Below are 11,615 nucleotides of genomic sequence, written 5' to 3' on the forward strand. Positions count from 1 at the left end.
TCCGCCAGAGGCGGGCAAGAAGGGGAAAGAGGGGGCTCTGCCCCCGTCCGCCAGAGGCGGGCAAGAAGGGGAAAGAGGGGGCTCTGCCCCCGTCCGCCAGAGGCGGGCAAGAAGGGGAAAGAGGGGGCTCTGCCCCCGTCCGCCAGAGGCGGGCAAGAAGGGGAAAGAGGGGGCTCTGCCCCCGTCCGCCAGAGGCGGGCAAAAAGGGGAAAGCGGCGGCTCTGCCCCCGCCCCCTGCGGGGGCTCCCCCGGGATATTTGTGGCCGCTGGACGCCGCAGTCAGCCCTGCGCGCAGGTGGCGATGCGCTGCGCCATGTCCTCGATCAGGCGGGGGTAGAAATCGGCGCCGGGGGCAAGCGTGCTGCCCAGCGGGTCAAGCTCGGCCACGGGCAGGCTGGTGGAGGCGGTGACCGTCTCGATCAGATGCGGGTCGAACTGCGGTTCGGCGAAAATGCAGGTGGCGCCTTCGGCCTCCAGCGCGTCGCGCAGCGCGGCGAGCCGGGCCGGGCTCGGCGAGGTGGCGTCCGACAGCCGGAGCGCCCCCAGAACCTGCAGCCCGAAGGCCTGTTCGAAATACTGGTAGGCGTCGTGGAAGACGACAAAGCGCGCCTCCTGCACTGGGTCGAGCGTGGCGCGGGCGCTGGTCACGGCCTCGTCAAGCCGGGCTTCGGCGGCTGCGGCATTGGCGCGGTAGGTGTCGGCATGGTCGGGATCGGCCTCTGCCAGCGCCTCGGCGATGGCCCCGAGCCAGAGCCGGGCATTCTGCGGATCAAGCCAGCCATGCGGGTCGTCGGCGCCATGGGCGTGGTCATGGCCGTGATCCTCTGCGGCGTGATCGTCGTGGCCTTGGTCCTCGTGGCCGTCCTCCGCCGCGTGGTCGTCATGCGCATGCGCGTCATGATCCTCGTCATGCGTGTCGGCGGCGCCGAACAGCACGTCCTCGCGGGTGGCAAGGTGGCGGGTGCCGGGCAGGTCGAACAGCGCCAGCGCCGCAGCCTCGCCCGCGATGGCGTCGATCTTGCGCGCCATGTCCGGGCTCAGCGCCTCGCCCATCCAGACCACCAGCTGCGCCTCCTGCAGGGCGCGCGCTTCGGAGGGTTTGAGCGCGTGGTCATGCGGCGAGGCGCCGGGCGGGACCAGCAGCGCGGGCGTGCCCAGATCCCCCATGACGCTGGCCACCAGCCCCTGCACCGGTGCGATGTCGGTGGCGACACGCGGCACCTCGGCGAGGGCGGCGGTGGAGGAGAGCAGCAGGGCGGGAAGCAGGGAGCGCAGCATCGGAGCCTCTTTCGGGTTGTGATGTTATAGTGTAACGATCCGGGCTTGATAGCGCCCCTGCTATAACATATCAAGCCCCAAACACGGAGGCCGCATGGACCCGCTTGGTTTCACCCGCCACGATCACGACCAGTGCCGCAGCCACGGGCTGCATTCCGCCGAGGAGGTCTGCGCGCGCGATGGGCTGTCGCTGACGCCGCAGCGGCGCCGGGTGCTGGAGATCCTGCTGCGCCAGCACCGGGCCATGGGCGCCTATGACCTGATGGACGTGATGCGCGAGGAAGGCCGGGCGGCGCAGCCGCCCACCGTCTATCGGGCGCTGGATTTTCTGGTCTCCAACGGCTTTGCCCACAAGATCGAGCGGCTGAACGCCTTTGTCGCCTGCGCCCATCCCGGCGAGCGCCACAAGCCCGCCTTCCTGCTGTGCCGCGCCTGCGGGGCGGTGGCGGAGATGCCCGCCCGCGCCATCACCGATGCGGTGCGCGCGGCGGCGGAGAGCCTTGATTTTGCGCTGGAGCGGGTGGTGGTGGAGGCCGAGGGCCTGTGCCCGCGCTGCCGCGAGGCCAAGCCGTGCGGCTGATCGAGGCCAAAGGCATGACGGTGGCGCTGGCCGGGCAGGTGGTGCTGCGCGACGTGGATTTCCATGTCGATCCCGGCGAGATCGTGACCATCGTCGGTCCCAACGGATCCGGCAAGTCGACGCTCTTGCGCACGCTGATCGGCGCGCTGCGCCCCGAGGCCGGAGAGATTCGCCGCAAGCCAGATCTGCGTCTGGGCTATGTGCCGCAGAAGCTGCAGATCGACGCGACGCTGCCGCTGACCGTGGGCCGGTTCCTGTCGCTGCCCCGGCGGATCGCGGCGGCGCAGGCGCAGGCGGCGCTGGACGAGGCGGGGGCGGGCACGCTGACCGACCGGCCCATGGCCGACCTGTCGGGCGGGCAGTTCCAGCGCGTGCTGCTGGCGCGGGCGCTGCTGGGGCGGCCTGACCTTCTGCTGCTGGACGAGCCGACGCAGGGGCTGGACCAGCCCGGATCGGCGGCGTTTTACCGGCAGATCGAACAGATCCGCGCCCGGCTGGGCTGCGCCGTGGTCATGGTCAGCCATGAGCTGCATGTGGTGATGAGCGCCTCTGACCGCGTGGTCTGCCTGAACGGCCATGTCTGCTGTCAGGGTCATCCCGAAACCGTGGCGCAGGCGGCGGAATACCGGGCGCTGTTCGGCACCGGCACCCATGGCGCGCTGGCGCTTTACCGGCACGAGCACAGCCATAGCCACGATCACGACCACAGCCACGACCATACGGATCATGTGCACTGATGCTGGATGATTTTCTTGTCCGCGCCGCGCTGGCGGGGCTGGGGCTGGCGCTGGCCGCCGCTCCCTTGGGCTGTTTCGTGTCGTGGCGGCGCATGGCCTATTTTGGCGATGCCACGGCCCATGCCGCGATTCTGGGCGTGGCGCTGGCGCTGGCGCTGTCCCTGCCGGTCTTTGCGGGCACGCTGGCGGTGGCGCTGCTGATGGCGCTGCTGGTCGGCACGCTGAGCGAGCGGGGGCTGGCGCTGGACACCGTGCTGGGGGTGCTGGCGCATGGCGCGCTGGCGGTGGGGCTGGTGGCGATCACCTTCGTGCCGGGCGCGCGGCTTGACCTGTCGGCCTATCTGTTTGGCGACATCCTTGCGGTGACGCCTGCCGATCTGGCGGTGATCTGGGGCGGGGGGCTGGCGGTCAGCGCGCTGATGGTGTGGCGCTGGCAGGCGCTGCTGACCACCACCGTCTCGCCGGATCTGGCATGGGCGAGCGGGCTTGATCCGCGGCGCGAGCAGCGCATCCTGACCGTGGCGCTGGCCCTGACGGTGGCGGTGGCGATCAAGGTGGTGGGGGTGCTGCTGATCGGGGCCATGCTGCTGATCCCCGCCGCCGCGGCCCGCCCGTTTTCCCGCACGCCGGAGCGGATGGCGCTGCTTGCGGCAGCGATCGGTGCGGTCTCGGCCCTTGCAGGGCTGCAGATGGCGCTGTGGTTCGACACGCCCGCCGGGCCGTCGATGGTCTGCGTGGCGGCGGCGATCTTTGCCGTCTCCGCCGCAGCAAGCGCGCTGCGCGGCTGAGCGGATCACGGGCCTATCCGTGCCGCGCATCTTGAACTCGCGTGCCGATGACGGCGGGCGGCCTTGCCGCTTTTGACGTCAGGCAGGGGGCCGGTCAGCGCAGGGCCCTGAAAGCGCGACGAAGGCCCCGTGCTTTGCGATCAGACAGCGCAGGCTCATCTGGTCTGGAGCGGCACCCGGATGACCACGCGATACCCGGGCTTCGCGGGGCTTGTGTGCATGGCGGCGCCAAGCTGCGCAACCAGACCGTCGATGATGCGTGTGCCAAGACCCTGTTCGGCGCCTTCGGCCTTCCCGGTGCCGTTGTCGGCGACTTCCAGCACCAGATCGCCAGCGTCCAGACGGGTCGCGACCTTGATGATCCCGTTCGGAACGCCTGAAAGCCCGTGCTTGATCGCGTTCGTCGCCAGTTCGTTCACGATCAGCGCGAGCGGGATCGCCTTGTCCGCGGGCAGTTTCACCTCAGCCGGATCACACTGGACGGCCACACCGGCTGTCCCGGCATCGCCGGATGCAAGATTGCCGCACAGCTCGCGCAGGTAGTCTCCGAAGGCGACGCTCGTCACCTCGTTCGAGCGGTAAAGCATCTCGTGCACGGAGGTGACCGCGCGGACCCGCGCCGCCGCCTCTTCGAGCCGTTCGCGCACTTCGCCCTTGCTGGCCCTGCGCGCGGCGGTGTTGAGGATGCTGGCCACAAGCTGAAGGCTGTTCTTGATGCGGTGGTTCACCTCGCCCAACAGCGTTTCTTTCTGCGCCAGTAGGCGGTCCCGTTCTTCCAGCGTCTGCGCCAGTTTTTCCTCGCGCTCCTTCGAGGCGGTGATGTCGAGGCTGACGACAACGAAGCGGGGCAGCGCGTCGCGGTGATCCCGCACAAGCTCCCCATGCGATGACAGCCACCGGGTGGCGCCATCCTCCCGCACCAGCCGGTGCGTAAGGGCCACGGAGGTATGTTCCGGCGCGTTCATTTCCTGTTCGAAGGCGGCGTGAAACTCGTCCCGGTCCTGAGCGTGGACCAAGGCAAAGATGACCGGCGCCGGCAGCGTGCCCTCGCGTTCCGGAAGGCCCAGCATGATGGCGAAGGCCCGCGAGACGTAGATGGTCTCGGTGCTGGGGTCGTATTCCCAGAAAGCAAGATCGTTGAGCCGCTGGGCCGACCGCAGGCGGATCGCCTGATCGCGGCGGAACAGCGTCTCCTCGGTGACATCGCGGACATGGTGGATCAGCGCCACGACCTTGCCGTCGCGCAGGATCGGCGTGTTCAGCGGCTTCCAGTAACGCTCCTCGAAGCCGCCCCCCGGCTCGCGGAGCGGGATGTCATATTTCTGCACCGCCATGGCATGGGTGCGGCCCGTCGTGCGCGCCGTCTCCAGCGAGGCGCGCAGGTTGCGCACGCCATCGGCGTTCGGATCATCGGGATTGTCCGGAAACGCCTCGAATATCGCGACGCCGACCAGATCCTCCCACCGGGTCCGTGTCAGGTCCAGATACTGCTGGTTGACGTCGATGATGGTGAAGTCGGGGTCAAGGATCAGATAGCCATGCGGCGCCGCCTCGAACACCGCGTTGCGCAGAGCCTCAGCGTCCAGATTTTCCGACAGTTCAGCCATGTCCGCTCCGCGCGCATGTTCACATGTAAGCCGCAATAGTTGACCATGGGCCGGGAAGCCAACCCCAAGACGCGGGTGCCACGGGCGCGTAAGTCGGGCGAGCCTGCCTGACCCCATCTCCGCAGCTCATCCAGCGTCCAGCGAAAGTCGACCCAGCCTTTCCCGGCAGCATATGAGGCTTGGCCGGGCACAGCAAGGCCACAGCCATCCTGCCCGCGCGTGCCGCGCGGCAGGTGATCCGCTGAACGGGGCTTGGCGTGCGCGGCGAAGGGCGGCTGCCTGCGCGCCGCGAAGGCATCATCGTTCTGGCGTGATGACGTTTCGACGTCACCAGCCCAAAGGTGCAGTCTCGCGCACGGCGCGATCACCCGTCAAAGCCCCGCTTCCGGGTCGGGGAAGGGGCGGGGGCCAGATCGTTGCCAGCCTCGGCGCCCGTGTCGCCTGTCGCAAACGGAGGATCAGACGGCGTTGCTGCAAGAGCAGAACGGGCCCGTCCTATTAGCCTGACGGGCAGTGGACGAGGCCGCAGGTCGAAAAGGGCAGGGGATGATCAAGGTGCTTTCAGGGGTCTGGGCCCTGCTGCTTGGCGTGGTGCTGATCATGCTCGGCAACGGCATGCATTTTACGCTGATCGGTCTGCGCGGCGGGCTCGAGGGGTTTTCCTCGACCGCGCTGGCGGTGGTGACCTCGGGCTATTTTCTGGGCTTCCTGTCGGGAGCGCGGCTTACGCCGCTGATGATCCAGCGCGTGGGTCATGTGCGGGTGTTCGCGGCGCTTGGCAGCTTCATGTCGGCGGCGCTGATCGCGCTGCCGCTTCTGGCAGAGCCCTGGGCCTGGACCGTGCTGCGGGTTCTCGTGGGGTTCTGCATGTCCGGCATCTATGTGTCAGCCGAAAGCTGGCTGAATGCCGCGGCCACCAATCAGACCCGGGGAAAGCTGCTGTCGGCCTACATGATCGCGCAGACGCTGGGGATCATCGGCGCGCAGGGGCTGCTGACCCTGGGCGATCCGGCAACATCGGTGCTGTTTATCTGCGCGTCCATTCTCGTCTCGGTCTCCTTCGCGCCGATCCTGCTGTCCGTCGCGGTGGTTCCGGTGGTGGAGGTCGCGCGCCCGATGCCGCTGCGCCGCCTGTTTCAGGGCTCGCCGCTCGGCACGGTGGGGATCTTCCTGCTGGGCAGCGTCTATGCCACGCAATCCGGCATGGGCGCGGTCTTTGGCACCCAGATCGGCCTCTCCGCGTCGCAGATCGCCCTATTTATCGCGATGCTGTTCGCAGGCGCGCTGGTGCTGCAATATCCCATCGGCTGGCTGTCGGACCGGATGGACCGGCGCAGGCTGATCTTTGGTCTGGCGGTTCTGGGCGCTGCCTCCTGCGCGATGGGAGGGGTGACCGGCAGCGGGCTCTGGCCGCTGATGACCGCAGCCTTTCTTGCGGGGGGCGTCACGACGCCGCTCTATGCGCTGCTGCTGGCCTATACCAACGATTCTCTTCCTGCCGCGGACATGCCTGCGGCCTCCGGCGGGCTGGTCTTCACCTTCGGGCTGGGGGCGATTGCCGGTCCGCTTGTCACCGGCTGGGCGATGCAGCGCCTTGCCCCGCAGGCCTTCTGGCTGGTGCTTGCGGTGACCTTTCTGGGGATCGCGCTTTATGCGCTTTACCGCATGACACAGCGGGCGGTCGCCTCGGCGGAGGACACCGACAGCTACCTCAACGTGCTCCCCACGGCATCGCCCGTCGCGGTTGAGGCGGCAGGGGAATGGGCGGTGGAAAACGCCGAGGCCTCCGGAACAGACGCGGCACGGTAGAGGGCAGGCCGAAACCGGTCGCTTCGTGCAGACGATGGACCGTTTTCTGCCGCGCTTCGCGGCGGCTGCCCTCCTTGCCCGCGGGGCCGCGAGCGGCAGGCAGGGCCGCATCCTGGCCTCGAAGGACGGGGTGACAAAGGGCTGACGCGCGGTTCGGGCAACGGCGCAGGCCGAAGCCGGAGCCGCCCGCGGGGCGGCAGAAACCCTCCGCTCGGCACCCTGCCTCGGAAGGAGCACGGGCTGTGGTTCATCTCGAGCGCATGAGGGGGAGGTAAGGTGAGAGGCTGGACAACGACCCAAGCGGGGCTCGTTACGGCTGCTTCCTTCCGGACCTGACCGGGTTGGCGAGGCGCCTGCCCGCGCCAACCTCTCAAGGCGTCATCTAGTCGTCACGCGGGCGATGTGCAACCCCCTGTCTCAGCCGGGGGCGCGATCCGCCCAGCCCGCAAAGATTTTTTCCAGCGCGACCACGATGTAATAGAGCACGATGCCAAGGAAGGCCAAGGCGATGAGCACGGCGAACATCAGCGGATAGTCGGAATTGGTCTTGCCGCTGTCAAACAGCGCGCCAAGGCCGCGGCCATGCGGCGAGACGATCTCCATCAGGTTGGTGCCGATGAAGGCCAGCGTCACCGAGACCTTCAGCGCGCCGAAAAATTCCGGCAGGGTCTTGGGCAGGGCGATCTTGCGGAAGATGGTGGTCTGGCTGGCGCCAAGGCTGCGCAGGATGTCGCGATATTCCGGCTCCAGCGTCGAGAGGCCGATGGAGACCGAGACCGCGATGGGAAAGAACGAGATCATGAAGGCGATGAGCACGGTGTTGAAATCGTGCATCCCCACGAACATCAGCGCCACGATCGGCACCACGGTGGCCTTGGGGATGGCGTTGAAGCCCACCAGCAGCGGGTAGAGCGCGTCGCGCATGGTGCGGGAAAAGCCCATGATCATGCCAAGGGCCGTGCCGAAGATCACCGCCAGCACCAGCCCTGCCACGGTGCGCCACAGCGTCTGCCAGCCCATGGTCAGGAACAGCGGCCAGTAGCGCTCGAAGGCGGGAACGAGGTCGGAGGGCGAGGCCATCTTGTAATTGGGCCAGCCCATGATCCAGACCAGCGCCTCCCACAGCAGCAGGAAGATCAGCATGGCGGCGGTGGGGACGGCGATCTGGCGGAATGTCATGGGCGGGCTCGGCTGCTGGGGGAGACGGGGGCTCTGCCCCCACGCGCCGGGGGCGCGTTCCCCCGGGATATTTCTGGCCAATGGAAACCCGGAAGATCCGGGCGGCGGGTCAGGCGGCGGCGGGGCTGCGCCCTTGGGCGATCTCGATCTGGTGGCGCAGGATGGCGAGCTGCTCCGCGGCCTCTGCGGTATAAAGATGCGCGATGTCGCGCGGGCCCTGCTGCGGCAGGTCCAGCGTGTACTGCGTGCGGGCGGGGCGGCCCGACAGCACCACCACCTGATCGGCGAGATAGATCGCCTCGCGCAGGTCATGGGTGATGAGCACGCCGGTGAAAGGTTCCTTCGCCTTGAGCTGGTGCATGATCTGCCACAGATCCTCGCGGGTGAAGGCATCGAGCGCGCCGAAGGGTTCGTCGAGGATCAGCACCTCGGGCTGGTGCACCAGCGCGCGGCAGAGCGAGGCGCGCTGCCGCATGCCGCCGGAGAGTTCCGAAGGGCGCTTGTCCTCGAAGCCTTCGAGCCCGACAAGGCTCAGCAGGTGGCGGGCGCGGTCCTCCTGCTGCGACTTGCTGAGATCGGTGGGCACGATTTCCAGCGGCAGCAGCACGTTTTTCAGGATGCTGCGCCATTCCAGCAGCACCGGGTTCTGGAAGGCCATGCCCACGGTGGCGCGCGGCGAGGTGACGGGGCTGCCATGCAGCCGCACCTCGCCGTGATCGGGGATCAGCAGCCCCGCCACCAGCTTGGTCAGGGTGGATTTGCCGCAGCCGGAGGGGCCGACCACGGCGGTGAAGCCGCCTTCGGGCACGGCAAGGTCAAGCCCGTCCAGCACCGGCAGCGGGCCCTTGGCGGTCCTGTAGGCGTGGCGCACGCCGGTGATCTCGATCAGATGGGTCATGGTGGTCTCTGGCAGGGCAGCGGGGGAGGGCGGACCCTCCCCCGGCGTGGGGGTCACTGCAGCGGAAAACCTGCCTCGGGCAGGTAGCTTTCGGTGAAATAGAGCGCGGCGTCGGGGGCGTTCTGGAACTCGTAGGTCAGCTTGATCTGTTCGACCGCGCTGTCCATCCGCGCCTCGTCGATGAGCCCGAAGCCGTTGGCGCTGGTCCAGTCGGTGACCACATTGGCCTCCAGCGCCAGTTCCAGCCGCCGCAGTTCCAGCTCCGAATCCGAGGCCGGGTTGCGCGACACGAGGCTTTCCACCGCCGTGGCGGGATCGGCCACGGTGTCCTTCCAGCCTGCCGCCACGGCGGCGAGGAAGCTTTTCAGCAGCTCGGGATTGGCCTCGGCCCAGTCGGTATTGGCGATGATGGCATTGCCGTAAAGATCGACGCCGTAATCGGCCATGAGCAGGGTGGTGAGGTCGGATTCCTCGACGCCCAGCCGGGCGGTGTTGAGATAGGAGGTGAAGGAGAAGCCGGTGATCGCGGCCACCTTGCCTTCGGCCAGCATCGGTTCGCGGGTGGGGAAGCCCACCGGCTCGATGGTGATGGCTGTGGTATCAAGCTCGTTTTCGGCGGCAAAGATCGGGAACTGCGCCCATGCGCCGTCGGGCGGCGGGGCGCCCAGCACCTTGCCCTCCAGATCCTTCGGCGTCTCGATGCCCAGCGATTTGCGCCCGATGATGGCGAAGGGCGGCTTGTCGTAGATCATCATCACGCCGATGACCGGGGCGCCGGGGTTCTGGTCAAGGAACTTGATGAGCGAGTTGATGTCGGCAAAGCCCACGGGAAAGGCGCCGGTGGCCACTTTGGGGATCGCGTCCAGCGAGCCCTGACCGGCGGTCACCTCGACCTCCAGCCCGGCTTCGGCGAAATGACCGTTGTCGATGGCGACAAAATAGGGGGCGGCGGGGCCTTCGAATTTCCAGTCGAGCGCGAAGGGCAGGGCGGTCTGGGCCTGAGCCGCCGAGGCGGCGGCCAGAAGCCCGGTGGCCAGAACGAGGGCGCGGGGGGTCATGCTGCGGGTGTCTCCCTGTTGGGGCGGAATTTCCGCCGTGTTTTGCGGCGGGTGTGTCATGGCTGGCACCAGAATGCCCGGAAATGTGGCGAAGTCCAGCATTGAGACATGACATGCGCCCGAGTTTTGTGCATCATTCGGGAGATGTGCCTGCAGGCTGGGCAGAAGGTGCATCCCGCGACGGCAGAAGCCCCGCCGCCTGCGCCCCCGCGCGCAGATCGACGGCCATGTGATGCGCATGGCGTCCGGATCCGGGCACAAGATCGGGCACCTGCACCACGCGCATCCCCGCCGCATGTGCGGCCTCGGCGCCGGTATCGCTGTCCTCGAAGGCAAGGCAGCGGGCGGGCGGATGCCCGAGCCGCGCGGCGGCCAGCAGATAGGGCTCGGGCGCGGGCTTGGGCCGGTGCACGCAGTCGGCGGAGACCAGCACCCGGAAGGCGGCGCGCAGCCCGGCCCGCGCCAGCTTTGCCTCTGCGGCGGCGCGGCCGGAACTGGTGGCCACGGCCATGGGCAGGCCAAGGGCTGCGATCTCCGCCACCAGCTCGCGCGCGAAGGGCTTCAGCGGCGCGCCTTCGGTCCGGCGCAGCGCGGCGGATTCGGCGCGGATGGCCGCGTTCAGCGCGCTCTGGTCCAGATCGCCATATTGCGCGGCAAAGACCTGCGCGACGGTCTCCCGGTCGCGCCCGATCAGCCCCTCCAGAAAGCCGGGGGTCACGGTCACGCCGAAGCGCCGGAAGGCGCGCCGCCCCGCCTCCAGCGCAAGACGTTCGCTGTCGACCAGCGTTCCGTCCAGATCGAAGATCACGGCGGCGAATGGCAGTGCGGTCATGCCGGGGCCTCTTGGGATGCGGCAGAGGGGGCGGCGAGCGTTTCCATCGGCTGCCAGCGCGACAGGGCCTGCCGGGGCTGCCAGCGGAAGGCAAAGACATTGCCGCCGCCGCCGGGGCCCTGATCATAGGCGCGGCTGATCGGCACCCCCAGCAGCGCGCAGAGCAGCAGGGTGCCGACCCCGCCATGGCCGACGAAGAGCACGTCGCCGCAGGTCTCGTCGCTCAGGCAGGCGGCCACCTCCGACAGGATCCGGGCCTGCGCGGCGGCGGCAGTCTCCCAGCCGCGCACGCTGGTCTGCGGCTCGGCGAAGAACCGGTCGGCCACGGCTTCGAACTCCGCAGGCGGCAGGAAGCCGGTGGCGCTGCGGTCGTTCTCGTGCATGCGGGGGCGGATCTCGACGGTGCAGCCGAGGCTGGCGGCCAGCGGGCGCGCCGTCTCCAGCGCCTTGACCTCCGCGCTGGACACAACCCGGGTGATGCCCGCCAGCGCGCCGCGTGCCGCCAGCGCAGCAACCCGCGCCGCCCCCTCCGGGCTAAGCGACCATGACGGGACGTCCTGCGCGGGATCAATGCGCACCTGCGGGTGGCTGAGATAGAGCAGACGCGCCATGGCTCAGCTCTGGCGCCAGAGGCGCGCGGGATCGCGCGGGAAACGGGTCGGGCGGGGGGTCATCGCAGATCTCCACATCAGATGCGGGCTTATCAGATCAGGCTTGGCCGTGGCGCGCAACGGGCGGCGGACGCTCTGCCTCGCCAGCGCCGGAGCCTCCGGCGGGGATATTTTTGCCAAGAAGAAGGTCCGCCTCTTCTTCTTGGGATAAATATCCCGGGGAGCGCGAGGGGCAGCG

The 11,615-nt window shown here is 68.5% G+C and carries 11 protein-coding genes and 1 other RNA gene; 4 read left to right on the forward strand and 8 right to left on the reverse strand.

Going from position 1 to position 11,615, the window contains the following annotated elements; genetic code table 11:
- Window positions 1-279: 279 nt before the first annotated feature.
- Entirely contained in the window at window positions 280-1,278 is a 999-nt protein-coding gene (locus tag VK682_RS06340) for a zinc ABC transporter substrate-binding protein (protein ID WP_230795835.1), read from the reverse strand.
- Window positions 1,279-1,372: 94 nt separating this feature from the next.
- Between VK682_RS06340 and VK682_RS06345 the strand changes: the two genes are divergently transcribed.
- From VK682_RS06345 to VK682_RS06355, 3 genes are read left to right on the forward strand one after another with little or no spacing between them, the layout of a single operon-like run.
- Complete coding sequence (locus VK682_RS06345; protein ID WP_230795834.1) at window positions 1,373-1,858, forward strand: transcriptional repressor; 486 nt, start codon at window positions 1,373-1,375, stop codon at window positions 1,856-1,858.
- Window positions 1,849-2,595, forward strand: a complete 747-nt coding sequence (locus VK682_RS06350; protein WP_089844044.1) for an ATP-binding cassette domain-containing protein — start codon at window positions 1,849-1,851, stop codon at window positions 2,593-2,595. Before VK682_RS06345 ends, VK682_RS06350 begins: the two co-directional genes overlap by 10 nt.
- Complete coding sequence (locus VK682_RS06355) at window positions 2,595-3,383, forward strand: metal ABC transporter permease (protein ID WP_089843100.1); 789 nt, start codon at window positions 2,595-2,597, stop codon at window positions 3,381-3,383. Before VK682_RS06350 ends, VK682_RS06355 begins: the two co-directional genes overlap by 1 nt.
- Window positions 3,384-3,538: 155 nt before the next feature.
- Here the strand turns inward: VK682_RS06355 and VK682_RS06360 are convergent, their stop codons facing one another.
- The gene (locus VK682_RS06360; protein WP_230795833.1) at window positions 3,539-4,990 is read right to left on the reverse strand and encodes a sensor histidine kinase; all 1,452 of its coding nucleotides are present in this window, start codon (window positions 4,988-4,990) and stop codon (window positions 3,539-3,541) included.
- A gap of 546 nt (window positions 4,991-5,536) precedes the next feature.
- Between VK682_RS06360 and VK682_RS06365 the strand changes: the two genes are divergently transcribed.
- Window positions 5,537-6,799, forward strand: a complete 1,263-nt coding sequence (locus VK682_RS06365; protein WP_089843094.1) for an MFS transporter — start codon at window positions 5,537-5,539, stop codon at window positions 6,797-6,799.
- 274 nt (window positions 6,800-7,073) lie between these two features.
- Here the strand turns inward: VK682_RS06365 and ffs are convergent.
- The 6 genes from ffs to VK682_RS06395 all read right to left on the reverse strand — a co-directional run bounded on the left by ffs (window position 7,074) and on the right by VK682_RS06395 (window position 11,377).
- An RNA gene (gene ffs / locus VK682_RS06370) (signal recognition particle sRNA small type) lies at window positions 7,074-7,172 on the reverse strand.
- 44 nt (window positions 7,173-7,216) lie between these two features.
- Window positions 7,217-7,978: an ABC transporter permease gene (locus VK682_RS06375; protein ID WP_089843091.1), complete on the reverse strand. Its 762-nt coding sequence runs from the start codon at window positions 7,976-7,978 to the stop codon at window positions 7,217-7,219.
- A 109-nt stretch (window positions 7,979-8,087) separates the two neighbouring features.
- Window positions 8,088-8,876, reverse strand: a complete 789-nt coding sequence (locus tag VK682_RS06380) for an ABC transporter ATP-binding protein (protein WP_324781575.1) — start codon at window positions 8,874-8,876, stop codon at window positions 8,088-8,090.
- Between the two features lie 53 nt (window positions 8,877-8,929).
- Window positions 8,930-9,934 carry an ABC transporter substrate-binding protein gene (locus tag VK682_RS06385; protein ID WP_324781576.1) on the reverse strand — a complete coding sequence of 335 codons (1,005 nt, stop codon included), beginning with the start codon at window positions 9,932-9,934 and terminating at the stop codon, window positions 8,930-8,932.
- 133 nt (window positions 9,935-10,067) lie between these two features.
- Window positions 10,068-10,766, reverse strand: a complete 699-nt coding sequence (locus tag VK682_RS06390) for an HAD family hydrolase (protein ID WP_324781577.1) — start codon at window positions 10,764-10,766, stop codon at window positions 10,068-10,070.
- Window positions 10,763-11,377 carry a histidine phosphatase family protein gene (locus tag VK682_RS06395; RefSeq protein ID WP_324781578.1) on the reverse strand — a complete coding sequence of 205 codons (615 nt, stop codon included), beginning with the start codon at window positions 11,375-11,377 and terminating at the stop codon, window positions 10,763-10,765. The genes VK682_RS06390 and VK682_RS06395 overlap by 4 nt, the downstream gene beginning before the upstream one ends.
- Between the last annotated feature and the right edge of the window lie 238 nt (window positions 11,378-11,615).

The organism is Salipiger marinus, from assembly GCF_035481585.1.
GTDB classification, from domain to species: domain Bacteria; phylum Pseudomonadota; class Alphaproteobacteria; order Rhodobacterales; family Rhodobacteraceae; genus Salipiger; species Salipiger marinus.

What these genes read in the sequence shown, in the direction of transcription:
- VK682_RS06340 (WP_230795835.1), bottom strand. Translation starts at nt 1,278, where the DNA reads ATGCTGCGCTCCCTGCTTCCCGCCCTGCTGCTCTCCTCCACCGCCGCC.
- VK682_RS06345 (WP_230795834.1), top strand. Translation starts at nt 1,373, where the DNA reads ATGGACCCGCTTGGTTTCACCCGCCACGATCACGACCAGTGCCGCAGC.
- VK682_RS06355 (WP_089843100.1), top strand. Translation starts at nt 2,595, where the DNA reads ATGCTGGATGATTTTCTTGTCCGCGCCGCGCTGGCGGGGCTGGGGCTG.
- VK682_RS06360 (WP_230795833.1), bottom strand. Translation starts at nt 4,990, where the DNA reads ATGGCTGAACTGTCGGAAAATCTGGACGCTGAGGCTCTGCGCAACGCG.
- VK682_RS06365 (WP_089843094.1), top strand. Translation starts at nt 5,537, where the DNA reads ATGATCAAGGTGCTTTCAGGGGTCTGGGCCCTGCTGCTTGGCGTGGTG.
- VK682_RS06375 (WP_089843091.1), bottom strand. Translation starts at nt 7,978, where the DNA reads ATGACATTCCGCCAGATCGCCGTCCCCACCGCCGCCATGCTGATCTTC.
- VK682_RS06380 (WP_324781575.1), bottom strand. Translation starts at nt 8,876, where the DNA reads ATGACCCATCTGATCGAGATCACCGGCGTGCGCCACGCCTACAGGACC.
- VK682_RS06385 (WP_324781576.1), bottom strand. Translation starts at nt 9,934, where the DNA reads ATGACCCCCCGCGCCCTCGTTCTGGCCACCGGGCTTCTGGCCGCCGCC.
- VK682_RS06390 (WP_324781577.1), bottom strand. Translation starts at nt 10,766, where the DNA reads ATGACCGCACTGCCATTCGCCGCCGTGATCTTCGATCTGGACGGAACG.
- VK682_RS06395 (WP_324781578.1), bottom strand. Translation starts at nt 11,377, where the DNA reads ATGGCGCGTCTGCTCTATCTCAGCCACCCGCAGGTGCGCATTGATCCC.